Below are 24,972 nucleotides of genomic sequence, written 5' to 3'. Positions count from 1 at the left end.
GACGACAGTCCTCCGCGCCGCCGTTCGCGGCGACGGGAGCCGACGCCGGTGGCCGGAGCGCCCCGCGCACGCGAAGCCCCGGGCCGACCGCGGCCGTACGACGGCCGTACGCTCCGACACCCCCGCGGTATACGACCCTGGTGCGACTGGTGCGACTGGTGCGACTGGTGCGACTGGTGCGACTGGTGCGACTGGTGCGACTGGTGCGACTGGTGCGACTGGTGCGGTCAGTGCCGTTGGTGCGGTCGACGGCGGAGTGATGTACGCGGCGCGCTCGGCGGCGTGGGCGCGGTCGGCCGAACTCGCCGCCGGTGAGGGTCCGCGTGCCGTCCGCCTGATCGACGCCGCCGATCAGGCCCGGCTGGCGGGACTGCCGCACCGGGCACGGGAGTTGCTCGCGTCGGCCGGGTGCGAGGGTCCGCACGGCGCCGTGCGCGGCGCGGCCCAGCTGGTGAGCGGGCAGCTCGCCCTGCAGGACGGCCCGGTCGCCGACGCCCGCGAAGTGCTGCTGCTGGCCGCCGAGTCACTGGCTTCCACCGACCCGCACCGCGCCCTGGCCGCCCGGCTCGCCGCCGTCGAGGCATCCTGGGCGATGGGCGACGCGGCGGCGTGCGTGGAAGCCCTGGACGAGACCCTGGCGCGGCCGGGCGGCGTTGCGGCGCGGCCCGGTCACATCCCGGCGCGGCCGGAAAACACCCCGGCGCCGCCGGAACCCGACCGACGGCTCGCGGCGTACCGGGCGGGGATGTCCGCCGTGCTGCACGGGCGTCCGGACGCCGGACGGCGGCCGTTGCGGGAGGTGGTTTCGGGAGCGGGGGAGGCCGGCGTCCTCGACGGCCCGGAAGCCCTGCTGCGGGCCGGGGGCGCCGCCCTCGTGGTCGGTGACCTCACCGCCGCCTGCCGTGCCAACTCCCGTGCGCTCGCGGCCGCCAGGGCCCGCGGCCCGTACATCCTGGTCGCCCGGGCGCTGGAACGGCTGGCCTACGGAGAACTGCGGGCCGGCCGCCACGCCCGCGCCCGTGCCCACGCCGAGGACGGCCTGCGTACGGCCCTCGGTGCCGGGCAGCGCAACCTCGCGGCACACCACCACGCGATCCTCGCGCTGGTGGCGTCGGTCGAGGGCTGCCACGAGGGTGTCGCGGAGCATGCCGACGCCGCCGAACGTGTCGCCGCACCGCACGGTCTCGCCCAGGCGGCCACACTGTCCCAGTGGGCGCGGGCCCGCGCCGACCTGGCCCGCGGCCGGCTCCCCGAGGCCGCCGCGCGGCTCGGCCCGCTGGTCGGGGCCGGCCCGCGCCGCGGCCACTTCGCGGTACGGATGCTCGCCGTGCCCTGCTTCGTGGAAGCGGCGTTCCGGACCGGCCAGGCGGAAGCCGCCCGGTCCGCGGTGGCCGAGTTCGCCCGGTGGGCCGGGCAGGGCGCCGATCCCCAGGCCCCGGCCCAACTGGCCCGCTGCCGTGCGCTGTTGAGTGATCCCGAGGAATGCGAGGCGCTGTTCGCCGCGGCGCTCGACCGACACGACGAAGTGGCCGGGGACTTCGAACGCGGACGCACCCAACTCCTCTACGGCTCCTGGCTGCGGCGCCGGCGCAGACCGGGGGAGGCCCGCGGTCGTCTGCGGGACGCGCTGGTGTCCTTCGAGCGGGGCGGTGCGCTCGGCTGGGCCACACAGGCGAGGGCCGAACTGCGGGCCACCGGAGACGGCGGACCGGGTGAACCGGCCGGTCAGCTCACGCTTCTTACGCCCCAGCAGCTGCGGATCGCCCGCTGTGTGGCGGAGGGGGCGACCAACCGCGAAGTGGCGCTGCGCCTGTCCGTGAGTCCCCGCACCGTGGACCACCACCTGCGCAATGTCTTCGCCACCCTGGGGGTCCGTTCACGCGTCGAGCTCTCCCGGTTGGTGGACCGGGCCGAGAAGACCGCCGCACACCCCTAGGTACCGACCGGGCGGTATGTCATCCTGCGGGATCAGGAGGTCCGGAGCACCCGTGTGCCGCGCGTCGGCCCGCCGGGCGGTCCGGGCCGAGCCGACTCCGGTGGAGGACAGCGATGCAGCACCTCGTACCCGCCCACGTCCGGTCCCAGCCCGGACCGCGGCCCCCGGTACCGGCCGCGCGCCCGGCCGTCGACGCGGAGGCCCTCTCGGTACTGCACCGCGCCGCCAGGGCGCTGATGGCGGGGCTGCCCGAACTCACCGAACGCCTGATGGAGCTCCTGAGGGAGCGCGAACCCGCGTACCGCACGGCCATGGAGGCCGACGCGGAGAGCGTGCGCGACGAAATACGGCGCTCGCTGCGGCTCAACGTCGGATCCCTGATCCAACCGGGTGAACTGCGCGAGGCCGCGCACCGCTGCTCCTGGACCATCGGCAGGGCCCGCGCCGAACGGGGCCTCCCGCTGGACGCCCTGCTGCGCGCCTTCCGGCTGGGCGGCGGCATGATCTGGCAGGAACTCGTCGACGAGACGACCCGCCGTCATCCGTCCGACGCCCGGCTGCTCGTGCATGTGGCCGCCGACGTCTGGAACTTCGTCGACGACCACTGCGCCGTCGCCGCGGACGCCTACCGCCAGACGGAGCGCGAGCTGATGTGGCGCCGGGAGAACCGGCTGCGGCTGATGACGGCCGCGCTGCTCGACGGCACCGCCCGGATCGCCGATCTGCCGGCCACCGCCGCGGCCCTCGGGCTCCCCGAACAGGGCCGGTACGCGGTGGTGCTGGCCCGGCTGCCCGTCGGCCGGGCGTTCGCGGACGTACGGGGCCAGGTGCGCCTTTCCGGCCTGCGGGTCCTCTGGTACCGCGACCGGGACAGCGAGGGCAGCTACGGCATCGTCCTGCTCGGCGGCCACCCCTGCGACGGAGACCGGACCGGCCACGGAGACCGGACCGGCCACGGCCACGGCCACGGCCACGATCACGCGAGCGACCTCCCCGGCGCCGGCCCCGGGCCGACGCCCGGCCCGGCGGCCGAGGGCTGTCCGGGGGAAGGAGACGGCCGCGACGGGGAGCGCCCCCGGACGTCCGGGCTCGTCATGGACGCCGTGGGGATCGCCCGTCGGCTGACCGCCCCGCAGGTGGCCCGGGTCGGTGTGAGCGCGGTGGTCGACGGTCTCGCGGCGATCGGCGACGCCCGTCGTCTGGCCGATACGGCGCTACGGACCTGCCCGCGCTCCGGCGGAACCGTCGTACTGGAGGAGCATCTGCCCGCCGCCCTCGTCGTCTCCGCGCCGGTCCTCGGCGCGGCTCTCTCCGAGCGGGTTCTCGGGCCGCTGCTGCGGCTGGACCTGTCCGACCGGGACGTCATGCTGGACACGCTGACGGCCTGGCTCGCCTGCGACGGTTCCGCCCAGCGGGCCGCCGGCCGCCTCTACTGCCACCGCAACACGGTCCTGAACCGGCTCCGCCGCTGCGAACAGCTCACCGGCCGTTCCCTGACCCGGCCCGCGGACGTCGTGGAACTGTCCCTGGCCCTGGCCGCCCACTCCCTGCTCGACCCCTGACCCGGTGGACGGCGCAGACGCGAAAGAAAAGTTGCGCAACTTTAGTTGCGCAACTTTTCTTTCATGTCTAGCGTGAGGGCATGCCACACGAGGACAGCCGTCGAATCACGGACATGGGCGCGCTGAAGGCGATCGCCCATCCGCTGCGGATGCGGCTCTACCGCGCCCTGTACGTCGCGGGAGCGGCCACCGCTTCCCAATTGGGCGCGCAGGTCGACGAGGCGCCCTCTCTCGTGAGTTACCACCTGCGCAAGCTCGCCGAGCACGGGCTGATCGTGGAGGCGGAGCCGCGCACCGGGGACGGCCGCGAGCGCTGGTGGCGGCCGGCGGCGAAAGGGCTGCACGTCCACGACGAGGACTTCCGGAGCGCGCCGGAGACGTACGCCGCCCACACCGCGTTCGCCCGGCTCCTCGTCGACCAGCGTGCCGACCTCTACCGACGCTATCTGGACGAGCGGCACGCCTGGGGCGCCGAGTGGACCGGCGCTTCCTCCGACTCCGAGTCCGTGTTGCGCCTGACATCGGCCGAACTGGCCGAGCTCAACGAGGAGTTGCTCACCGTCATCCAGAAGTACGACGAGAAGGGCCGCGCGGACGAAGCGGCGGGTGACACCGCGGGGCGCGAGAACGTCGCGCTGCACACCTACGGATTCCCGTTCCGTGTCTGATCCCGAGAGCAAGCCCGACCCGAGAGGACTCGGTCCCGTGGCCGCGACCGCCGTACCGGCCCCCACCCCGGTGGCCGTACCGGCCCCCACCTCGGCCGCCACCCAGGCCCCGGCCCCCGGCAGGTCCGCCCACCGTGACGGCAACGTCCTGCGCTGGCTCGGTGCCTACACCTCGTCGATGATGGGCGACAACGTCTTCTACATGGCGCTGTCCTGGGCGGCCGTCCGGGCCGGTACGCCCTCCCAGGCCGGGCTCGTGATGGCCGTCAGCGCCGTGCCGAGGGCCCTGCTGATGCTGGGCGGGGGAGTGGTCGCCGACCGGTTCGGGCCGAGGAGGGTCGTCATCGGCAGCGACGCGGTGCGCTGCGCGGCCGTGCTGACGGTCGCCGCGCTGCTCTTCGCGGCCAGTCCCGGGCTGTGGCTGTTGGCCCTGCTCGCCGTCGTCTTCGGCATCGTCGACGCCGTGTTCATGCCCGCCGTGGGCGCCCTCCCCGCCCGTGTCACCGGCCGGGACCAGCTCGCCCGGGTACAGGGCATGCGCGGTCTCGCGATCCGGTTCGCCCATGTGGTGGGCGCCCCGCTCGGCGGCCTCGCCGTGGCCCTCGGCGGCTCGGCGACGGCGTTCGCGCTGGCGGGCGGGCTCATCGCCGTGTCGGTGCCGCTGCTGATCTCCGTACGCATGCGGGAACTGCCCCCGGACGACGCGGCGGACCCGGCGGACCGCACCGCCTGGCGCGACCTCGGCGACGGGCTGCGCTACATCCGCGGCCACCGCGTCCTCGCCCCGCTCATCGCCGCCATCGCCCTCGGCGACCTCGGCTTCGTGGGGCCGCTGAACGTGGGACTGGCCCTGCTCGCCGACCGGCGCGGCTGGGGCGCGTCCGGGATGGGCTGGGTGCTCGCCGCCTTCGGCGTCGGTGCCGGAGCCGTCGGGTTGCTGCTGACGCTGCGCGGACGGCTGCCGCGCGCGGGGACCGTCGCAGCCGTGGCCATCCTGGGCGGCGCCGTGGCGATCGGCGCGCTCGCCCTCGCGCCGAGCGTCGCCGCGGCCGTCGGTGTCGCCCTCGTCATCGGCCTGCTCGCCGGGCTCAGCGGATCCCTGTGCGGGGCACTCCTCCAGACCCAGTCCGACCCCGCCTACCTGGGCCGGGTCACCGCCGTCGCCGGCATCGTCAGCCTGGGCCTCGCGCCCCTCAGCATGCCGCTGACGGCCGCCGCGATCGGCTGGTGGGGTACCGGTCCGGTCTTCGCCACCAGCGCCGCCGTGTCCGGCCTCGCCGGGGTCCTCGCCCTGTGCGTACGGGATCTGCGCCGTGCCGAGCTGCCTCGCTGACCGGCGGCGGAGCGGACCTGACGGCCTGTGGGCGGCGGGACCGGCGGTGGCGGGAAGACCTAGATCCCCAGCTGCTTCGCCTCGTGGAGCTTGGTGATCGCGTCCTTGTCGCCGTCCAGCTCGACGTCCGCCACGCTCTGCCGGCCGAAGGCGAACAGCAGCAGCTCCGAGGGCTCGCCGGTCACCGTCACTACCGGCGTGCCCTTGTTCAGGACCGTCGTCTGGCCGTTCGGCCGACGCAGGACCACACCCGTCGGGGCGCCGCGGCCCATCAGCCGGGCCGTGCGGTCCAGGCGCGACCACAGAGCCTCCTGGAACACCGCGTCCAGCTCGCGCGGCGTCCAGTTCGGCCGCGCGCGCCGCACGTCCTCGGTGTGGACGTAGTACTCGACCACGTTCGACGCCTCGTCGAGCTGCTTCAGAGCGAACGGCGAGAAGCGCGGCGGCCCGGTACGGATCAGCTGGACGAGCTCCTCGTACGGCTTCTCGGCGAACTCCGCCATCACCCGCTCCAGGCGGGACGCGAGCTGCTTGACGACGAGACCGCCGGCGGCGTCGGGGCGGCGTTCACGCACCACCACGTGTGCGGCGAGATCCCGGCTGGTCCACCCCTCGCACAGGGTGGGGGCGTCCGGTCCCACGGCTTCCAACAGATCGGCGAGGAGGAGCCGTTCGCGCTTCGCATGGGTCGACATGCCAGCCAGCCTACGACCGGGCGGTCGCCGCGCCCACTGGAGAGCGCGGCGGATCCGGCCCGGTCCGGCCTGTGGACAACCGCCCGGTCCGGCCTGTGGACGACAACCGGGTGCGACGGCCGGGCGCGGCACAATGGCCCCCATGACCAGCACGCCTCCGCCCAGCAGCCTGGACCCCGAGATCGCCGCCCGCCTCAAGCGCAGCGCCGACGGACTCGTCCCCGCCATCGCCCAGCAGTACGACACCGGTGAGGTGCTGATGCTCGGCTGGATGGACGACGAGGCGCTGCATCGCACCCTCACCACGGGCCGCTGCACCTACTGGTCGCGCAGCCGCCAGGAGTACTGGGTCAAGGGCGACACCTCCGGCCACTTCCAGCACGTCAGGTCCGTGGCCCTGGACTGCGACGCCGACACCGTTCTGGTGCGGGTCGACCAGGTGGGCGCCGCCTGCCACACCGGAGCCCGCACCTGCTTCGACGAGGACGTGCTGCTGAAGGACACCGGCGAGCGGTCCGACGGCGCCGATTCCGTTGCACCGGCCGGGAATCAGTAAGGTCAGCCGCCATGGACCTCGAGACGTTCCGCAAGCTGGCCACCGACCGCCGTGTCATCCCCGTCAGCCGCAAACTGCTCGCGGACGGCGACACGCCGGTCGCGCTCTACCGCAAGCTGGCCGCCGAACGCCCCGGCACGTTCCTCCTCGAATCCGCGGAGAACGGCCGCACCTCCCTGTCCTGGTCCCGCTACTCCTTCGTGGGCGTCCGCTCCGCCGCCACCCTCACCGAGCGGGACGGACAGGCGCACTGGCTCGGCACCCCGCCCGTCGGCGTCCCCGTGGGCGGCGATCCCCTCGCGGCCCTGCGCGCCACCATCGAGGCGCTTCACACCCCGCAGGGCGAGGGACTGCCCCCGTTCACCGGCGGCATGGTCGGCTATCTGGGCTACGACATCGTGCGCCGCCTGGAGAAGATCGGCCCCGGCGAGCAGGACGACCTGAAACTGCCCGAGCTGACCATGCTGCTCACCAGCGACCTGGCCGTCCTGGACCACTGGGACGGCTCGGTCCAGCTCATCGCCAACGCGATCAACCACAACGACCTGGAGACAGGCGTCGACGAGGCGTACGCGGACGCCGTCGCCCGTCTGGACGCCATGGAGGCAGACCTCTCCCGCGCGGTGTCACAGCCGCCGGCCGCGCTCCCGCCCTCCGAACTCCCCGAGTACACCGCGCTCTGGGGCGGCCCCGACTTCCAGGACGCCGTGGAGGACATCAAGGAGCGGATCCGGGCCGGCGAGGCCTTCCAGGTCGTGCCCTCCCAGCGCTTCGAAACGCCGTGCACCGCAAGCGCGTTGGACGTCTACCGGGTCCTGCGGGCGACCAACCCGTCGCCGTACATGTACCTGTTCCGCTTCGACGGCTTCGACGTCGTCGGCTCCTCCCCGGAGGCCCTGGTCAAGGTCGAGGGCGGGCAGGCGATGGTGCACCCCATCGCGGGCACCCGGCCGCGCGGCGCGACCGTGCAGGACGACCAGGCCCTGGCTGACGAGCTGCTCGCCGACCCCAAGGAGCGCGCCGAGCACCTCATGCTCGTCGACCTCGGGCGCAACGACCTCGGACGGGTCTGCGAGCCCGGCTCCGTCGAGGTCGTCGACTTCATGTCCATCGAGCGGTACTCGCACGTGATGCACATCGTCTCCACGGTGACCGGCCGGGTCGCGGCCGGCCGTACGGCCTTCGACGTGCTCACCGCCTGCTTCCCCGCCGGCACCCTCTCCGGGGCGCCCAAGCCGCGCGCGATGCAGATCATCGACGAACTGGAGCCGTCCCGGCGCGGGTTGTACGGCGGCTGCGTCGGCTACCTCGACTTCGCCGGCGACTCCGACACCGCCATCGCCATCCGTACGGCCCTCCTGCGCGACGGTACGGCGTACGTCCAGGCCGGCGCCGGCATCGTCGCCGACTCGGTCCCGGCCGCGGAGGACGACGAGTGCCGCAACAAGGCGGCGGCGGTCCTGCGCGCCGTACACACGGCGAACCGGCTCGGACGGTAGCGCGGTGGGCCGGCTCCGGCGCGGTGTGCCGGTACGGGGCCGGCTCGCGGAGCCGGGCGGTGGGCCGGTCCGGGCGGGCGGCGGGACGACGGGGCGACGGGTCGGTCCGGGCGGCTGACGTACCGCCCGACGCTCCCCGGACCGCTCCGGGCCGTACGACCCTGGGGTGAATCGTGGTCGAATCGCGAGCAATAGGACGAGGCTCACGCAACCCCGAATGAGGGTTCGGCCGGGGTTCAGGCGATAGTGGGGTCTGTGACTGCTGTACCTCACCCCCGATCCGAAGCCGCGGGACCCTCCCGGTCCGGCCGCCGCAGCCTCGCTGTGACCCTGCTGAGCGGCGCGCTCGGCGCGGCCGTGGCCCTGCTGTCCACCCGGCAGAACTGGGCACAGGGGACCGCGACCGTGGCCGGCGGCGCCTTCCCGCTGACCGTCAAGGGCAGCGACATCACGGGTGTGCCCGCGGCGCTCGCGATAGTGGGCCTCGCCGCGCTCGTCGCCGTCTTCGCCGTCCGCCGCTCCGGCCGCCTCCTGGTCTCCGCGCTGCTCGCGCTCTCCGGCGCCGGCACGGTCGTCGCCGCCGTCCTCGGCGCGAGCGACAGCTCCGCCCTCGACGAGCGGGCCGCCGCCGCCTCCGGCAACACCGCCGCCACCGCGGCCGGGATCGGCCACACCGTCTGGCCGTACGCGGCCGCGGCGGGCGGCGCGCTCATCCTGTTCGCCGGGCTGCTCGCCCTGCGCTACGGACGCCTGTGGCCCGCCATGTCCGGCCGCTACGAGCGGGACGGCAGGCCCCGGCCCCGCAAGGTCAAGCCGGTCGACCCGGACCGCCCCGAGGACATCTGGAAGGCACTCGACCGCGGCGAGGACCCCACCGGTCCCGACCCGGCCGGAACCTAGGGCCCGGCCGCCCCTTCGCGTCGGATCGGTCCCCGGCGCCGGGCGCCGCGGACCCGGCGGGAATCGGCGGACACGCCCTTGCCCCGGCGCCCACGCTGTTCCGTGGCCCGGGTCCCCGTCCCGCCCGGCCGACCGACGCGCGAGGGGCGACCCCCCGCTCACGGCGGGCCCGCGCGTACGGGACAATGGACGATGAGCGTCCGACTCACACACGCATACAGCAACGAGGAGCAAGTCATGGCGGGCAGCAGCCACGGTCACACCCCGGCCGCCTGGACCGGTGTCATCATCGCCTTCATCGGTTTCTGCATCGCGGGTGCCTACATGGTGATGGCCGAACCGCTGGGCTTCTGGGCCGGCATGGTCGTCGTCGTCCTCGGCGGTGTCGTGGGCATGGTCATGCGGAGCATGGGTCTCGGCCAGCCGAAGACCTCCGAGGCGCACCCCGCGAACACGACGCGCTCGACCGTGAGCGCCGACGCCTGACCCACTGAGGCTTCACGGAAGGCGGCCCCGGCACACCCGCCGGGGCCGCCTTCCGTGTACCCGGGCGAGCGCCCGCCCCGCGCGCGAGGCAGAATGCGTCGCGTGAACGCCGAAACCCAGAGGGTGACGCAGGCCGGGCCGGGCGCCGTCGTCCTGCTGCGGCGGCTCACCGCTCCCGGCGGGACACTCGCGGCCGTCGCCGGGGCCTTCGCGTACGTCGGGGCCGTCGACCCCAACCAGCCCGGCCACTACCCCGTCTGCCCGCTGCTGCGCCTCACGGGCGTGTACTGCCCCGGCTGCGGCGGTCTGCGCAGCGCGCACGCCTTCGTGCACGGGGACCTCGCCACCGCCCTCACGGACAACGCGCTCGCCGTCGGCGGCTACCTGGCCTTCGCGGTGCTGTGGGCCGTCTGGGTGATCCGCGCGGTGCGCGGACGGCCCGCGCGGCTCGATCTCGGACCGGTCCACCTGTGGAGTCTGGGCGCGTTGGTGCTGGTCTTCACCGTTGTCCGGAACCTGCCGTCCGGCGGCTGGCTGCACCCTTGATCAAATGACAAATGTCCAGGTAATGGGACCGGCGTCAACCGGATGCGAGGCCTACGCCTTCCTCCGGATACCATCGCAGTGACCCGACTTTTCCGTCAGGGACAGCGAACCCGGGTCGGATGCCCGACAGCTTCAACCGTCCACCGCAGGAAGGGGGCCGCTCGCGTGAGTGTGCTCGACGAGATCATCGACGGAGTCCGTGCCGACCTCGCGGAGCGGCAGGCGCGCGTCAGCCTCGACGAGCTCAAGGAGCGCGCGGCGAAGGCTCCGGCGGCCAAGGACGGCGTGGCGGCCCTGCGCGGTGACGGCGTCAAGGTCATCTGCGAGGTCAAGCGGTCCAGCCCGTCCAAGGGCGCGCTCGCCGCGATCGCCGACCCGGCGGCCCTGGCCGCCGACTACGAGGCGGGCGGCGCGGCCGTCATCTCCGTCCTCACCGAACAGCGCCGCTTCGGCGGTTCGCTCGCCGACCTGGAGGCCGTCCGCGCCCGCGTGGACGTCCCGGTGCTGCGCAAGGACTTCATCGTCACGTCGTACCAGCTCTGGGAGGCCCGCGCGTACGGCGCCGACCTGGCGCTGCTCATCGTCGCGGCCCTCGAACAGCCCGCCCTGGAGTCCCTCATCGAGCGTGCCGAGTCCATCGGGCTCACGCCGATCGTCGAGGTACACGACGAGGACGAGGTCGAGCGGGCGGTGGACGCCGGCGCGAAGATCATCGGTGTCAACGCGCGCAACCTGAAGACGCTGAAGGTCGACCGTACGACCTTCGAGCGGGTCGCCCCCGAGATCCCCGACGGCATCGTCAAGATCGCCGAGTCCGGTGTCCGTGGCCCGCACGACCTCATCGCGTACGCCAACGCGGGCGCCGACGCGGTCCTGGTCGGCGAGTCCCTCGTCACCGGCCGCGACCCGAAGACCGCCGTCTCCGACCTGGTCGCGGCAGGCGCCCACCCGGCCCTGCGGCACGGACGGGACTGACCTGCCGGTGTCCGTCCCGACCCTCGCCCCCGCCGTACCCCGTCCGGGCCACCGCCCCGACGGCGTACCGGCGCGCGCGGGGTCGGCCGTACCCCGTCCGGCCGTATCCCGTCCGGCCGAACAGGCTCCGGCTGTGCCAGGTCCGGCCGTACGCGTACCGGCTTCAGGACCCACGGCTCCGGCCGTACCGGCTTCGGGAGGTCCGGTCCCGTCGTCGCGTGCCGGATCGCCCGCGGTGAGGGTGGACTGCGGGTACTCGTACCCGCCCGTCGCGTCCGGCGCCCACCTCTCCCTGCCCGGGGGCCTGTACGCCGGGCGCCCCTGTGTGCCGCCCGCCGCAGCGCTCCCGGTGCCCTCGGCGGCGCGTGATCCCTACGCCCGGCTCGCCCGCGGCTGCCGCCCGCGCGGCTGCCGGGCGCCCGCACGCCGTGTGCACGGGCGCCGGGTCCGTTACGTCATCGGCGACGAGCCGGGTCAGGTCAACGGCATGCGATGGCCCGAGCGCGTACGCGCGCTCACGCCCTCCCCGGCCTAGTCCCGCTCTCGGGCGGACCGGACCGGGTCGACTCCACTCGACTCCACCCGTGCACCCGTCCGGACCCCCCGAGGGGCCGGTCCGGATCCACCTGGCACGGGGGATCCAGCCGAGTCCGGCACACCCCGGTCCTCGCGACGGCACGTCCGTCGCGGCCCCGGGCGGACCGGCGGCAGGGCGGGCGGTGTCACCGACAGGTCCGTCGGTCACCGCGGAGCGTGGGTGCGTCCGGCTTTCCGTGACCCCTGTCCGATCCCGTAACCGGGGCTGTCGCCCCTGCGAGGTATCCGTATGCCCAGCGAGTTCTTCATTCCCGACTCCGACGGTCAAGTCCCCAGCGCCGAAGGCTACTTCGGCGCGTTCGGCGGCAAGTTCATCCCGGAGGCGCTGGTCGCCGCCGTGGACGAGGTCGCCGTCGAGTACGACAAGGCCAAGGCGGACCCCGAGTTCGCCCGCGAGCTCGACGACCTGCTCGTCCACTACACCGGACGCCCGAGCTCCCTCACCGAGGTGCCCCGCTTCGCCGAACACGCCGGTGGCGCGCGGATCTTCCTCAAGCGCGAGGACCTCAACCACACCGGCTCGCACAAGATCAACAACGTGCTCGGCCAGGCCCTGCTCACCCGGCGCATGGGCAAGACCCGCGTCATCGCGGAGACCGGCGCCGGCCAGCACGGCGTCGCCACGGCCACCGCCTGCGCGCTCTTCGGCCTCGAATGCACCATCTACATGGGCGAGATCGACACCCAGCGCCAGGCGCTGAACGTGGCCCGGATGCGTATGCTCGGCGCCGAGGTCATCGCCGTGAAGTCCGGCTCCCGCACCCTCAAGGACGCCATCAACGAGGCGTTCCGCGACTGGGTCGCCAACGTAGACCACACCCACTACCTCTTCGGGACCGTCGCGGGCCCGCACCCCTTCCCCGCCATGGTCCGCGACTTCCACCGGGTCATCGGCGTCGAGGCCCGGCGGCAGATCCTGGAGCGCGCCGGCCGGCTGCCCGACGCCGCCGTCGCCTGTGTCGGCGGCGGTTCGAACGCCATCGGCCTCTTCCACGCCTTCATCCCCGACAGCGGTGTCCGCCTGATCGGCTGCGAGCCCGGTGGCCACGGCGTGGAGACCGGCGAGCACGCGGCGACCCTCACCGCGGGCGAGCCCGGCATCCTGCACGGATCACGGTCGTACGTCCTCCAGGACGAGGAGGGTCAGATCACCGAGCCCTACTCGATCTCGGCCGGACTCGACTACCCCGGCATCGGCCCCGAGCACTCCTACCTCAAGGACAGCGGCCGCGCCGAGTACCGAGCGGTCACCGACGACGCGGCGATGCAGGCCCTGCGGCTGCTCTCCCGCACCGAGGGCATCATCCCGGCGATCGAGAGCGCCCACGCGCTCGCCGGGGCCCTGGAGGTCGGCAAGGAACTGGGCAAGGACGGGCTGATCGTCGTCAACCTGTCCGGACGCGGCGACAAGGACATGGACACGGCCGCACGCTACTTCGGCCTCTACGACAACGGCGTCGACGCCGTCGTCGCCGCGGACGCCGACAGCGAGAACGCCGAGATCGAGGGGGACGCCAAGTGAGCGGCAACATCCGGCTGTTGAGCGACACGCTCGCCGCGGCGAGGACGGAGGGGCGGTCCGCCCTCATCGCGTACCTGCCCGCCGGGTTCCCGACCGTCGACGGCGGCATCGCCGCCGTCAAGGCCGTCTTCGACGGCGGCGCCGACATCGTCGAGGTCGGACTGCCGCACAGCGACCCGGTCCTCGACGGTCCTGTCATCCAGACCGCCGACGACATCGCCCTGCGCGGCGGCGTCAAGATCGCGGATGTCATGCGGACCGTCCGGGAGGCCGTCGCGGCCACCGGCAAGCCCGTCCTCGTGATGACGTACTGGAACCCGATCGACCGCTACGGCGTCGAGCGCTTCACCGCCGAGCTCGCCGAGGCGGGCGGCGCGGGCTGCATCCTGCCCGACCTGCCCGTCCAGGAGTCGGGGCTGTGGAGGGAGCACGCGGAGAAGCACGGCCTCGCGACCGTCTTCGTCGTCGCGCCCAGCAGCAAGGACGCCCGGCTCGCCGAGATCACCGCGGCGGGCAGCGGGTTCGTGTACGCGGCCTCGCTGATGGGGGTCACCGGAACCCGGGAGTCTGTCGGGAACCAGGCCCAGGACCTGGTGGCGCGCACCAAGGCCACCACGGAGCTGCCCGTCTGCGTCGGCCTCGGCGTCTCCAGCGCCGCGCAGGCCGCCGAGGTGGCCGGCTTCGCCGACGGCGTGATCGTCGGCTCGGCGTTCGTGAAGCGGATGCTGGACGCCCCGGACGAGGCGGCCGGCCTCGAAGCCGTACGGGCGCTCGCGGCCGACCTCGCGAAGGGCGTGCGCGGAACGGCGTAGAGCCGTCACGCGGATCCGTACGTACGCCACGGCCCGGATCCGCGCGTACGCCACGGCCCGGATCCGCGCGTAGCCCCCGCGCGGGTCGGTACGTACGCCCCCGCGCGGGTCGGTGCGTACGCCCCACGCGGATCCGGTATGTACCGGACAATCCGCTCACCCGAACGAGTGGACCTTGGACCGGGGAGGCGCGCTGTGCCTCCCCGGTTCGTTCTGCCGGATGTGAGCGAGAAGAACCGTGACGGAAAGCGCAACGCCCGCGAGCGGCTGGCGGTCGAGCGAGAGAAGCAGAAGGCCGGGGAGAAGCGCCGTCGCGCGCTGATCGTGGGGGCGTCGGTGGTCTGCGTCCTCGGTCTGGCCGCCGTGATCGGCGTGGTGGCCGCCAACGCAGGCAAGGACAAGAAGAGCGGCGCCTCGGGCCCGGTCGTGTCGCCCTCGGGCGCCACCGGCAAGGACAGCCTCGCGATCCCCGTCGGCAAGGACAGCGCCAAGTCGACCCTCACGGTGTGGGAGGACTTCCGCTGCCCGGCCTGCCAGGCATTCGAGACGGCCTACCGACCGACGATCCACGAGCTGACCGACTCCGGACAGCTGAAGGCCGAGTACCACCTCGTCACGCTGATCGACGGGAACCTGGGCGGCAGCGGCTCCCTCAAGGCGGCCAACGCCGCGGCCTGCGCGCAGGACGCCGGGAAGTTCCGCGACTACCACGACGTGCTGTACGCGAACCAGCCCAAGGAGACCGACGACGCCTTCGCCGACAACGCCAAGCTCATCGAGCTCGCCGGCAAGGTCGGCGGCCTGGACACCCCGGCCTTCCGCAGCTGTGTCAACAACGGTACGCACGACGGCTGGGTCCAGAAGTCGCACGCCGCGTTCCAGAGCAACGGCCTCACGGGCACCCCGACCGTGCTCCTGGACGGCAAGACCATCTCCGCGGACCAGACGATGACCCCCGCCAAGCTCAAGCAGATGGTGGAGGCGGCGAACAAGGGCTGAGCCGTCCGCGCGCTCCGGCCACCCGTCCGCGCGCTCCGGCGCCCGGCCTGTTCACAGGTCGGCGTCCCCGCCTGTTCACAGCCCGGGGGCGCCGCACGTTATGGACCCGTTGCGGGGCTGCCCGCCGTCGGCGGCGTCCGGCACGGTAGCGTCGACCCTGCCATGGAACTTGCCTACATTCCCAGCCCGTCGCACGGTGTGCTGCACCTCGGCCCCATTCCGCTGCGCGGCTACGCGTTCTGCATCATCATCGGCGTCTTCGTAGCCGTCTGGCTCGGCAACAAGCGCTGGATCGCCCGGGGAGGGCGGACCGGCACTGTTGCCGACATCGCGGTCTGGGCCGTGCCCTTCGGTCTCGTCGGCGGCCGGCTCTACCACGTGATCACGGACTACGAGCTGTATTTCAGCGAGGGCCGTGACTGGGTGGACGCCTTCAAGATCTGGCAGGGCGGGCTCGGTATCTGGGGCGCCATCGCCCTCGGTGGGCTGGGCGCCTGGATCGGGTGCCGTCGCCGGGGTATCCCCCTGCCCGCCTGGGCCGACGCCCTCGCGCCGGGCATCGCCTTCGCGCAGGCGATCGGGCGCTGGGGCAACTGGTTCAACCAGGAGCTGTACGGCAGGGCCACGGACCTTCCGTGGGCGCTGCACATCACGTCCTCCACGGACGGGCGGGTCCCCGGTTACTACCACCCGACGTTCCTGTACGAGTCCCTGTGGTGCGTCGGCGTCGGATTCCTGGTCATCTGGGCCGACCGCCGTTTCAAGCTCGGCCACGGACGCGCCTTCGCCCTGTACGTCGCCGCCTACTGCGTCGGCCGGGGCTGGATCGAGTACATGCGTGTCGACGACGCCCACCACATCCTGGGCCTGCGTCTGAACGACTGGACCGCGCTGGTGGTCTTCCTCCTCGCGGTGCTCTATTTCGTGCTCTCGGCCCGGCTGCGTCCGGGGCGTGAGGAGATCGTGGAGCCGCACGCCGACGAGGACGCGTCGTCCGAGGGCGACGAGACCGCCTCCGGTGAGGACAAGGACGCGGCCGAGGACAAGGCCGACGACAAGGCCGACGACAAGGGCGAGAGCGGGGACCAGGGCGAGGGCGAGGGCGCTGCCGTCGCCGGGGCCGAGGGCGACTCCGTCGACCTCGGCAAGCCGGCCGTCGCCGGGTCCGGCAAGTCCGCCGAGTCCCCGGAGTCCGCCGGATCCGCGTCCGAGGCGGCGTCCGAGCCGGCATCCGAGACCGAGACCCACGCCGAGTCCGGGACGGAGTCCGTGTCGCGGGACGAGGCCGGGTCGGCCAAGAAGAGCTGAGTTCTCCCGTCGTACAAGGGGGCGCCGCGTCCGGGACGCGGCGCCCCCTTCGTGCTGTCCCGGGCCGTCACGAACGAGGCCGTCCCTCGGACCGTCCCTCAGGCCGTCCCGTCTCAGGCCAGGCGCTGGGCGAGAGCGAGGGTGCGGCGGGCGCCCGTGACCACCGCCGCGTCGATGAAGCGGCCGTCCGGCAGTGCCTGGGCACCCGGATCGGCGGCGGCCGCCCGGATGACGGCCTCGGCGGAGTCGACCTCGGCGGGGGTGGGGAGGTAGGCCCGCTCGATGATGGGAAGCTGACGGGGATGGATCGCCGCGCGTCCGAGGAAGCCGAGAACGCGGCCGTGCGCGCAGGACGAGGCCAGGCCCTCCACATCGCGGATGTCGGGGTAGACCGACTGGACCGGCGGCGGGAGCCCGGCGGCTCGGGCGGCCACGACCAGGCGGGCCCGGGACCAGTCCAGGCCCGCTTCGTCGCGGACGCCGAGATCGGCCCGTAGATCACTCTCACCGAGCGCGATACCGCGCAGCGAGCGATGGGACGAGGCGATGGAGAAGGCCTGCTCCACGCCCAGAGCGGTCTCCAGCAGGGCGTAGAGCGGGATCGCGCCGCCCTCCGCCGGGGTCGCGCTCTCCGCCACCCGTACGACGTCGGAGCGCGAGGTCACCTTCGGCAGCCGCAGGCCGGACAGGCCGGGCAGCGGCGAGAGCGTCTTCAGGTCGGCGTCGGCGAAGGGTCCGTCGAGGGCGTTGACCCGGACGTGCACCGGGACGGGCGGCGCTTCGGCGAGCAGGTCGGCGGTGGCGGAGCGGGCGTACTCCTTGCGGTGCGCCGCGACCGCGTCCTCCAGGTCGACGAGGACGACGTCCGCGCCGGATGCCAGGGCCTTGGCCACCACCTCGGGGCGGTCACCCGGCGCGTACAGCCAGGTGAGGGGCAGGAGGTCCGCGGTCACAGCGCGCCCTCCGCTCTCAGCGTCTCGATCTCGGGCCCCGTCAGGCCGAGTTCGGTGAGCACGGCGTCGGTGTCCGCGCCGTGCGGGCGTCCCGCCCAGTGGATCGCGCCGGGTGTGGCGGAGAGCCGGAAGAGGACGTTCTGCATGCGCAGCGGGCCGAGTTCGGGGTCGTCGACGGTGGTGACCGTGTCCAGGGCCTGGTACTGCGGGTCGGTCATGACGTCCCGGACGTCCTGGACGGGGGCGATCGCCGCCTCCGCCTTCTCGAAGGCGGCGAGGACCTCGTCCCTGGAGCGTTCGGCGATCCACGCGCCGACAGCCCCGTCCAGGACGTCGGCGTGGCGCGCCCGGTCCGCGCCGGTCGCGAACCACGGCTCGTCGATCACGTCCGGGCGGCCCACCAGCCGCATCACCCGCTCGGCGATCGACTGCGCCGACGTCGAGACCGCGACCCAGGAACCGTCCGCCGTGCGGTAGGTGTTGCGGGGCGCGTTGTTGGCCGAGCGGTTGCCGGTGCGGGGCTGGACATGGCCCAGCTGGTCGTACCAGATCGGCTGCGGGCCGAGGACGGTCAGGATCGGCTCGATGATCGCCATGTCGATCACCTGGCCCTCGCCGGTGCGCTCGCGCGCGGTCAGCGCGGTCAGCACGGCGTACGCGGTGGCCAGTCCGGCGATCGAGTCGGCCAGGCCGAACGGCGGGAGGGTCGGTGGTGCGTCCGGTTCGCCGGTGATCGCCGCGAAGCCGCTCATCGCCTCCGCGAGGGTGCCGAAGCCGGGGCGGTGCGCGTACGGGCCGAACTGGCCGAAGGCGGTGACCCGGGCGAGGATCAGACGAGGGTTGGCCGCGGACAGTTCCTCCCAGCCGAGGTCCCACTTCTCCAGGGTGCCCGGACGGAAGTTCTCGATGATCACGTCGGCGTCGGCGGCGAGCCGGAGCAGGGTCTCGCGGCCGCCGCGCTTCGAGAGGTCGAGCGTGATCGTGCGCTTGTTTCGGCCGAGGAGCTTCCACCACAGGCCGATGCCGTCCTTCGAGGGGCCGTGTCCGCGGGACGGGTCGGGCTGGGCGGGGTGCTCGACCTTGACGACCTCCGCGCCGAAGTCGCCGAGCAGGGTGGCGGCGAGCGGTCCCGCGAACAGGGTCGCGAGGTCGAGGACGCGCAGGCCGCCGAGGGAGCCGCCCCCGGTGTGCCCGTTCACGCGCCGGCCTGGGTGTCGATCTCGGAGCGGTACGGCATCGAGGACGTCGCTCCGGGCCGCTGTACCGACATCGAGGCCGCGGCCGACGCCCACACCATGGCCTCCGACATCTCCCGGCCCTCGGCGAGCGCCACCGCGAGGGTGCCGACGAAGGTGTCGCCCGCTCCGGTGGAGTCGACGGCGGTCACCTTCGGCGCGGGAACCGTGATGGGTTCGGCGCCCCGGGCCGCGTACAGGCTGCCGTCCGCGCCCAGTGTGACGACGACCTCGGGGACCTGTTCGAGCAGCGCGGCGGCGGCACCGCGCGGGTCGGTGAAGCCGGTGAGCGCGGTGGCCTCGTGCTGGTTGGGCACCAACAGGTCGATGGTGGCGAGCAGTTGGGGCGGCAGATACTGGGACGGCGCCGGGGTCAGGATCGTCCGGACGCCGTGCCGGCGTGCGGCCTCCGCGCCGGCGAGCACGGCTTCCAGCGGGATTTCGAGCTGGAGGAGAAGCGCGTCCGCGCTGGCGATGAGGCCCTCGTCGCCCGGGGCGAGGGAGGTGACGGTGCCGTTGGCGCCGGGGATGACGACGATCGCGTTGCCGCCCTCGTCGTCCACCACGATGTGCGCGGTGCCCGACGGGCCCTCGGTGGTGCGCAGATGGTCGGTGTTCACGCCGAAGTGCTCCAGAGTGGAGCGGAGCTGGCTGCCGAAGGAGTCGGCGCCCACCGCGCCGACCAGCGAGACGTCGGCGCCCGCGTGCGCGGCGGCCACCGCCTGGTTCGCGCCCTTGCCACCGGGGATCGTTCGGAACTCCCGTCCCGTGACGGTCTCTCCGCGCTGTGGGGCTTTGGCGACATACGCGACGAGGTCCATGTTCGTGCTGCCGAGCACGGCGATATGGGTCATGGGCGAACGGTCTCCCGTTGTGTGAGGTGGGCGAGGGCGTCGAAGCCGATGCCGTTGAAGTCGGCGACGGAGGTGGCGAGCCGGTTCTTGAGGGGGCCCGTCCAGCGGTCGGGCAGTCTGGCGGGGTCGCCCGTGAGCAGGCCGGCGATGCTTCCGGCCGTCGCGCCGTTCGAGTCGGTGTCGAGACCGCCGGACACCGCGCGGCAGATCGAGCCGCCGAAGTCGCCGTCGGCGTGGGTGAGGGCGGCGGCGATCAGCGCGGTGTTGGGGACGGCGTGGACCCAGTGGCAGTCGCGGTGGGTGGCGTGCAGTTCGTCGACCACCGTGTCGAAGTCCGCTGTCGTACGGGCGAGCCGGATCGCGTGGCGGACCGCCCGGGCCAGCCGGGAGCCGGGCGGGACGACTCTCAGTCCGGCGCGCAGGCAGTCGTGGACGTCACGTGTCGCGGTGGCCGCCTCGGCGATGGCGGCCGCCGTGAACATGGCCGCGTAGACGCCGTTGGCCGTGTGGGTGAGGACGGCGTCGCGGTACGCCTGTTCCGCGGCCCGCGCCGGGTCGCCCGGGTTGGTCCAGCCGTGCACGTCCGCGCGGATCAGGGCGCCGATCCACTCGCGGAACGGGTTGTGACGGCGGGCGGTGTCCGGGGGCTCGACGCCGCTGAGGAGGTTGCGGTAGGCGACGCGCTCCGCGGTGAAGGTGCGGCCGGCCGGGAGTTCGTCCAGCCAGAGGCGGGCCACGTCCGCGGTGGTGAAGTCCCGGCCGTACCGCTGGAGCAGCAGCAGGTTCAGGAGAGGGTAGTTGAGGTCGTCGTCCTCCGGCATGCCGTCGATGTTCTCGGCCAGGGAGGTGGCGGCGGAGCGCCGGTTCCAGGGGTGGGCGTCCAGGAGTTCCCGGGGTACGCCCCGCTCGCTGAACCAGGTGCGCAGGGGCCAGTTGCCGCAGGCTCCGGCCAGTGCCCGGATCGCGTCGAGGGGGAGCTTCTCCACGGGTTTGCCCAGCAGACAGCCCACGGCCCGGCCGAGCCACGCCGCTTCGAGGCGGGCCCGGTCGGGAGCGGGTACGGGCGCGTACCGCGGGGGTGGCCAGGCGGGGCACTGCGCCTTGATCAGTGCCAGATCCGTCGGTTCGTCGTCCGCCAACCCGCCCGGCAGGGCGGCGAGTTCGTCGAGGAGATCGGCCGCGAGCCAGCGCAGGGACGGCGAGGCCGGGGTCGCCGAGGCGCCCGCGCGCAGCGGGGCGGGCCTGCCGCCCGCCGCGTGCCAGCGGGCGGCGACGCGGGCCGGCTCGCGGCCGTCCTGGACGGCCTGGTGGAGCTCGTGGCCGAGGAGGTCCTCGGGCTGGACCCAGGTCAGTCGGAGCACGGTGTTCCCGCCAGCGCGGCGTACGCCGCCTCGTGGGCCCGGCGGCGGTGGACGTCGCGGCCGAAGATCTCCCGGGTCACCTCGGCGAGCGTACGCGCCGGGGCGTCCAGGTCGAGGCGGCTGGACTCCGCCACCGTCTTGGCCCAGTCATGGGGTACCCCGGCGCCCAGCGCGCCCGCGAGGGCGCCGGCCATGGTGGCGATCGAGTCGCAGTCGCGGCCGTAGTTCACCGAACCGAGCACCGCGTGCCGGAAGTCGCCGCCGGAGACGACCAACATGCCGAGCGCGACGGGGAGTTCCTCGATGGAGTGGAGCCGGGAGGGGCGGCGGGCGCCGAGGGAGGGGGAGCGGTAGTCGGGTCCGACCGTGTCGTACGGGGCCACCGCCCGGCGCAGCGGGAGAAGCGCCGACTCGAAGTCCGTGTGGCGGGAGGCGACTTCGCAGACCGCCTCGACGGCGGCGCGGGTGCCGTCCTCGGCCAGCGACAGACACGCGGCGACGACCGAGTCGGGGGTCGCGCCGGGTGAGCAGGCCGCCGCCACCGCCGCCGCGAAGACGCCCGCGGCCTCGCGGCCGTACGAGGACTGGTGGGCGCCCGCGATGTCGAGCGCCTCGGCGTACGCGCCCGCCGGGTTGGCCGCGTTGACCAGGCCGACCGGGGCCATGTACATCGCGGCACCGCAGTTGACGATGTTGCCGGTCCCGGCCTCCCGGGGGTCGACATGGCCGTAGTGGAGGCGGGCGACCAGCCACTTCTCGGCGAGGAAGATCCGTTGGAGGGGGAGGGCCTCGGCCTCCAGTTCCGGGATCCAGCGGGGGGTCGTCATCAGGTCGGGGACCAGGTGCTCGGCGACGGCGTAGGCGTCGAGGTGGTCGCGGACGGTGGCGTACACCCGTACCAGAGCGTGGGTCATCAGGGTGTCGTCGGTGACGTGTCCGTCGCCCTTGTGGTACGGGGCGATGGGGCGGGCGGTGGGCCAGTCGTCGCCGTTCCAGGGGCCGACGACGCCGTGCACCCGGCCGCCGTGGCGTTCGGTGATCTGCTCGGGGGAGTACCCCTCGACGGGGCCGCCGAGGGCGTCGCCGACGGCGGCCCCGACGAGGGCTCCGCTGATCCGTTCGTCGAGGGTTCCCGTTCCTTCTCCTTTGGGCGTCATGCCCGAATCATCCCTCCGGGGTCACCGGTTCCGGGGAATCGAGCGGGTCGGCGAGTCCTGCCGCCTCCAGGAGTTCGGCGAGCGCGATGAGATCCGTCCCGGTCAGCCGGGGCAGCGCGCAGCCGGACAGGGTGCGGCAGGCGTCGCGCCAGGGGGCGGGGATCGCGGCGGCGCCGCCGAGGGCCCCGGTGAGCGCGCCGGCCAGCGCGGGGGCCGAGTCGGCGACGCGGGACAGGCACGCGGCGGCGGGCACGGCCTCGGCGATCCGGCCGCGCGCGGCCAGCGCCAGGGCCAGGGCGACGGGGACGGTCTCGGCGGCCGCGATGCCGTAGCTGTAGACGTGGTCGACGATCTGGTGCTCCAGCAGGGGCACCAGGGCGAAGGTGCTCTCGCTGCCCTCCGCCAGCGCGAGGGCGTGCCGGGCGTTGCGGCCGATCTCCGTCGCGGCGGGCAGTTCGGCCAGGGCCGCCCCCACACAGGTGTCGACGCCGTGCCCGGCGAGGGCGAGCGCCACCGCCGCGGCCATCGCGCGGGCGCCGTGCACCCCGTCGCCGTCCTGGGTGTAGCGGGCGTCGAACTCGGCCAGTTCCGCGGCGAGTCGGGGGTCTCCCGGGTGTGCCACGGCGAGGACGCAGGCCCGTACGCAGGCCGCGTCGTCGAAGTAGTGCGGGTTGTCGTGGCCGGTGGCGGGCGGGCGCAGACCGGTGGCGAGGTTGCCCAGCCCGGCGCGCACGGAGATCCGGGCGCGCAGCGGGAGCAGGGCGGACTCGACCTCGGGGGCGCGGTCCGCGGCGGCGGCGACCTCGCTGGCGACTGCGTTCCAGGACAGGTCGATGGAGGCGCGCATCCTGCGTTCGAGGCTCAGGTCGCCGAGTGCGGTGGTCTCCCCGGCCCGCAGCACGGCCTCCGCCGCGAACGCCGCCCACTCGGCGTCGTCCGAGGGGCCGAGCCGCAACGGTTCCGGCGGCTGGTTCAGCGCGATCGGCACGGGCAGGGTCGTCGTCGCGTTCTGCTCCGCGAAGGTGTCCAGCTCGCGGGTCAGCCGCCGGGTCCACTCGGGCATCCGCGCGGCCCGGTGCCGCGCGGCGGGCCACCCCGCGGCATCCCCCGCGGCCAGCCCGAGGAGCAGCCCCTCGATGCGGCGCGCACCAGCACCCGCGGGCACCTCCACCGAGGAGATCCCCAGCCCCTGCGCCCCCTCCGCGAGCACCAGGCACTCCGCGGCCCGGCCGACCACCACCGGGTCCGGCCACGCGGCGGCCAGTACGGCAGACCCCACGGGCCCCCCGCTTTCGGCGAGTGCCGTGGGGCTCCCGCCTTCGGCGAGTGCCGTGGGGATCCTGCCTTCTGCGGCTGCGGCAGGCCCCCCGCCGTTGGCGAGTGCCACACGCCCCCCGCCTTCGGCGAGTGCCGTCGGTGCCGTCACTGTCGAGGGTCCCACCAGCCCCTGCTTCCGGGTGCCCTCGGCGGGTGTCGCCGGTGCCGCCGGTGCCGCCGGTGCCGACGGGCCGACGGGTGTCGGTGTGTGCGTCGCGAGGGTGCTTCGGGACGGTCCGCAGGCCTCCGCCGGGTCGGGCGGTGCCAGTTCGGGGGACGAGGCCGACGAGGCGCCCTCGCCCGGTGTCGGGCCGGACTCGTCGCCGGCCAGGCCGGGCTTCATGACCACACCGCGTCGCCACCGGCGGCCGGCTCGCGGTCGTCCGTGTCCGGGCGGACGCAGGTGTGCGTGGCGGGCACGGCGCAGGCGTCCGGGGCCGGAAGAACGCGTCCCCCGGCGCCCCACTTCTCCTCGTTCTCCGGGGTCAGGAGTTCCGCCACGTCCAGGATGTGGTGGCCCTCCATCGAGGGGAGGCAGCTGCCGCGGGCCGGTCCGATCCCCGCCGCCCAGTCGGCGGGGATCGAGGACATCCCCCGGGTCGCGCCCGCCAGCGCTCCGGCCACCGCGGCCGTCGTGTCGGCGTCGCGGCCCATGTTCACCGCGGTGAGCACCGCCTCGGTGAACTCCCCGTCCGCCGCCGCGTACGCCCCGAAGGCGAGGGCCACGGCCTCGGGTGCCAGGTCGGTCCACGGGTAGCCGCCGATCACCACGGCCGAGCGCACCGCGCGTTCGCCGCGGTGGGCCACCGCGACCGCGCGGCGCAGCGAGCGGGCCGTCCACGAGTCGTCCGGGACGACGGCCAGGGCCGAGGCCACGACCGCGATGGTGGGAGCCCCCGCCATCGCGGCGGCGACCCCCGCCGCGACCGCCTGGCCGCCGTAGATGCCCTCGCCCTCGTGGCTCACCGAGCCGTCGATCGCCACGAGCCTGGCCGCCTCGGCGGGCCGGCCCGCCGCGAACACGCCGAAGGGCGCCGCACGCATGGCGAGACCGTCGCTCCAGGCGTGCCGGTGCTGGGCGGAGATCGGCGCCACGAGCCCCCGTCGGAGGTTCTCCAGCGTGCCCCGCTCGCTGAATCCGGCCCCGCGGAACGGCCCCTCGTCGCGGTCCGCGATCCACTGGTGCCAGGCCGACTCGACGTGGGCCACGGTCAGCGCCGAGCCGTGCCGTGCCAGCAGCAGCCCGGAGAAGATCGCGTACTCGGTGTCGTCCGTCCCGGCCGGATGCTCGGCGACGTATCCGGTGATCCGGCCCCACTTGGCGCGGATCTCCGACGGCAGCATGTTCTCGGCGGGTGCGCCCAGCGCGTCCCCGACGGCGAGTCCGAGCAGTGCGCCGCGGGCACGGTCGCGGAGACCGGCGGCGTTCCCGGGTGCCGGGGCCGAGGGAATGCAGGCGATGGAAGCCATACGTGCCTCTCCTCTCAGGGCCCCTGCCGGAGCGCGGAGTGCGGAGCGCGGAACCCTTTGCGAATCTGTCCCACCTTGGCGGTTGACAGGAGCCTTACGGACCGCACTGTCACCCGGTCGACATATGTGCATGACATGCTACGGATGAGCGTCGAGAGGTAAAAGCGCAGGTTAGCGCAGCCTTTCCTTGCTGGCGGCGAGGAATTTCGAGGCGTACTTTCGGAGTTGTCG

At 73.9% G+C, this 24,972-nt stretch carries 23 protein-coding genes; 15 read left to right on the top strand and 8 right to left on the bottom strand.

The genetic code is table 11. The features are described from left to right. Positions 1 to 259 precede the first annotated feature (259 nt). The 4 genes from ACFYW8_RS16780 to ACFYW8_RS16765 all read left to right on the top strand — a co-directional run bounded on the left by ACFYW8_RS16780 (position 260) and on the right by ACFYW8_RS16765 (position 5,499). Positions 260 to 1,936 carry a LuxR C-terminal-related transcriptional regulator gene (locus tag ACFYW8_RS16780; protein WP_389074699.1) on the top strand — a complete coding sequence of 559 codons (1,677 nt, stop codon included), beginning with the start codon at positions 260 to 262 and terminating at the stop codon, positions 1,934 to 1,936. 113 nt (positions 1,937 to 2,049) lie between these two features. Next, the gene (locus ACFYW8_RS16775) at positions 2,050 to 3,498 is read left to right on the top strand and encodes a PucR family transcriptional regulator (RefSeq protein ID WP_389074694.1); all 1,449 of its coding nucleotides are present in this window, start codon (positions 2,050 to 2,052) and stop codon (positions 3,496 to 3,498) included. Positions 3,499 to 3,578: 80 nt separating this feature from the next. Continuing rightward, positions 3,579 to 4,166, top strand: coding sequence for an ArsR/SmtB family transcription factor (locus ACFYW8_RS16770; RefSeq protein WP_389074689.1), 588 nt, complete (start codon positions 3,579 to 3,581; stop codon positions 4,164 to 4,166). 70 nt (positions 4,167 to 4,236) lie between these two features. Further along, positions 4,237 to 5,499: an MFS transporter gene (locus tag ACFYW8_RS16765; protein WP_389075136.1), complete on the top strand. Its 1,263-nt coding sequence runs from the start codon at positions 4,237 to 4,239 to the stop codon at positions 5,497 to 5,499. Between the two features lie 59 nt (positions 5,500 to 5,558). Here ACFYW8_RS16765 and ACFYW8_RS16760 read toward each other — a convergent pair whose 3' ends face one another. Further along, on the bottom strand, positions 5,559 to 6,194 hold the full coding sequence (locus ACFYW8_RS16760) for a TIGR03085 family metal-binding protein (protein ID WP_365874159.1): 636 nt from the start codon (positions 6,192 to 6,194) through the stop codon (positions 5,559 to 5,561). Positions 6,195 to 6,336: 142 nt separating this feature from the next. Here ACFYW8_RS16760 and hisI point away from each other — a divergent pair, with 142 nt between their 5' ends. The 11 genes from hisI to lgt all read left to right on the top strand — a co-directional run bounded on the left by hisI (position 6,337) and on the right by lgt (position 16,394). Continuing rightward, positions 6,337 to 6,750 carry a phosphoribosyl-AMP cyclohydrolase gene (gene hisI, locus ACFYW8_RS16755; RefSeq protein ID WP_365874161.1) on the top strand — a complete coding sequence of 138 codons (414 nt, stop codon included), beginning with the start codon at positions 6,337 to 6,339 and terminating at the stop codon, positions 6,748 to 6,750. 11 nt (positions 6,751 to 6,761) lie between these two features. Further along, positions 6,762 to 8,249, top strand: a complete 1,488-nt coding sequence (locus tag ACFYW8_RS16750; protein ID WP_389074680.1) for an anthranilate synthase component I — start codon at positions 6,762 to 6,764, stop codon at positions 8,247 to 8,249. A gap of 246 nt (positions 8,250 to 8,495) precedes the next feature. Next, positions 8,496 to 9,149: a TIGR02234 family membrane protein gene (locus ACFYW8_RS16745; protein ID WP_365874165.1), complete on the top strand. Its 654-nt coding sequence runs from the start codon at positions 8,496 to 8,498 to the stop codon at positions 9,147 to 9,149. A 237-nt stretch (positions 9,150 to 9,386) separates the two neighbouring features. Further along, on the top strand, positions 9,387 to 9,635 hold the full coding sequence (locus ACFYW8_RS16740) for an HGxxPAAW family protein (RefSeq protein WP_389074675.1): 249 nt from the start codon (positions 9,387 to 9,389) through the stop codon (positions 9,633 to 9,635). Between the two features lie 93 nt (positions 9,636 to 9,728). Then, positions 9,729 to 10,181 (top strand): DUF2752 domain-containing protein, encoded by a 453-nt coding sequence (locus tag ACFYW8_RS16735; RefSeq protein WP_389074670.1) that lies wholly within the window; start codon positions 9,729 to 9,731, stop codon positions 10,179 to 10,181. Positions 10,182 to 10,346: 165 nt separating this feature from the next. After that, on the top strand, positions 10,347 to 11,156 hold the full coding sequence (gene trpC / locus ACFYW8_RS16730) for an indole-3-glycerol phosphate synthase TrpC (RefSeq protein ID WP_389074665.1): 810 nt from the start codon (positions 10,347 to 10,349) through the stop codon (positions 11,154 to 11,156). Positions 11,157 to 11,460: 304 nt separating this feature from the next. Further along, positions 11,461 to 11,691: a tryptophan biosynthesis modulator TrpM gene (gene trpM, locus ACFYW8_RS16725; RefSeq protein ID WP_389075131.1), complete on the top strand. Its 231-nt coding sequence runs from the start codon at positions 11,461 to 11,463 to the stop codon at positions 11,689 to 11,691. Positions 11,692 to 11,982: 291 nt separating this feature from the next. Further along, a complete protein-coding gene (gene trpB / locus ACFYW8_RS16720; protein ID WP_389074662.1) occupies positions 11,983 to 13,275 on the top strand; it encodes a tryptophan synthase subunit beta in 1,293 nt (430 codons plus the stop codon). Continuing rightward, a complete protein-coding gene (gene trpA, locus ACFYW8_RS16715) occupies positions 13,272 to 14,087 on the top strand; it encodes a tryptophan synthase subunit alpha (RefSeq protein WP_365874177.1) in 816 nt (271 codons plus the stop codon). Before trpB ends, trpA begins: the two co-directional genes overlap by 4 nt. A gap of 222 nt (positions 14,088 to 14,309) precedes the next feature. Then, positions 14,310 to 15,086 (top strand): thioredoxin domain-containing protein, encoded by a 777-nt coding sequence (locus ACFYW8_RS16710; protein WP_365874179.1) that lies wholly within the window; start codon positions 14,310 to 14,312, stop codon positions 15,084 to 15,086. A 162-nt stretch (positions 15,087 to 15,248) separates the two neighbouring features. Beyond that, a complete protein-coding gene (gene lgt / locus ACFYW8_RS16705) occupies positions 15,249 to 16,394 on the top strand; it encodes a prolipoprotein diacylglyceryl transferase (RefSeq protein WP_389074653.1) in 1,146 nt (381 codons plus the stop codon). A 113-nt stretch (positions 16,395 to 16,507) separates the two neighbouring features. On the opposite strand, the gene ACFYW8_RS16700 is transcribed toward lgt, so the two are convergent. Genes ACFYW8_RS16700 through ACFYW8_RS16670 form a run of 7 tightly spaced genes read right to left on the bottom strand, consistent with a single transcriptional unit; the run spans position 16,508 to position 24,741 of the window. Beyond that, entirely contained in the window at positions 16,508 to 17,347 is an 840-nt protein-coding gene (locus tag ACFYW8_RS16700) for an HpcH/HpaI aldolase/citrate lyase family protein (RefSeq protein WP_389074648.1), read from the bottom strand. Continuing rightward, a complete protein-coding gene (locus tag ACFYW8_RS16695; protein WP_389074643.1) occupies positions 17,344 to 18,546 on the bottom strand; it encodes a CaiB/BaiF CoA transferase family protein in 1,203 nt (400 codons plus the stop codon). The genes ACFYW8_RS16700 and ACFYW8_RS16695 overlap by 4 nt, the downstream gene beginning before the upstream one ends. Continuing rightward, complete coding sequence (gene rbsK, locus ACFYW8_RS16690; protein WP_389074638.1) at positions 18,543 to 19,436, bottom strand: ribokinase; 894 nt, start codon at positions 19,434 to 19,436, stop codon at positions 18,543 to 18,545. Before rbsK ends, ACFYW8_RS16695 begins: the two co-directional genes overlap by 4 nt. After that, entirely contained in the window at positions 19,433 to 20,797 is a 1,365-nt protein-coding gene (locus tag ACFYW8_RS16685) for an ADP-ribosylglycohydrolase family protein (protein WP_389074632.1), read from the bottom strand. Before ACFYW8_RS16685 ends, rbsK begins: the two co-directional genes overlap by 4 nt. Then, entirely contained in the window at positions 20,785 to 21,954 is a 1,170-nt protein-coding gene (locus tag ACFYW8_RS16680) for an ADP-ribosylglycohydrolase family protein (RefSeq protein ID WP_389074627.1), read from the bottom strand. The genes ACFYW8_RS16685 and ACFYW8_RS16680 overlap by 13 nt, the downstream gene beginning before the upstream one ends. 7 nt (positions 21,955 to 21,961) lie before the next feature. Then, the gene (locus tag ACFYW8_RS16675) at positions 21,962 to 23,614 is read right to left on the bottom strand and encodes an ADP-ribosylglycohydrolase family protein (RefSeq protein WP_389074624.1); all 1,653 of its coding nucleotides are present in this window, start codon (positions 23,612 to 23,614) and stop codon (positions 21,962 to 21,964) included. Beyond that, positions 23,611 to 24,741, bottom strand: a complete 1,131-nt coding sequence (locus ACFYW8_RS16670) for an ADP-ribosylglycohydrolase family protein (RefSeq protein WP_389074620.1) — start codon at positions 24,739 to 24,741, stop codon at positions 23,611 to 23,613. Before ACFYW8_RS16670 ends, ACFYW8_RS16675 begins: the two co-directional genes overlap by 4 nt. Positions 24,742 to 24,972 lie beyond the last annotated feature (231 nt).

Source organism: Streptomyces sp. NPDC002742 (genome assembly GCF_042888885.1).
GTDB lineage: Bacteria > Actinomycetota > Actinomycetes > Streptomycetales > Streptomycetaceae > Streptomyces.
The sequence above is the reverse complement of the archived record's forward strand: the minus strand, read 5'-3'. Positions and strand labels throughout refer to the sequence as shown.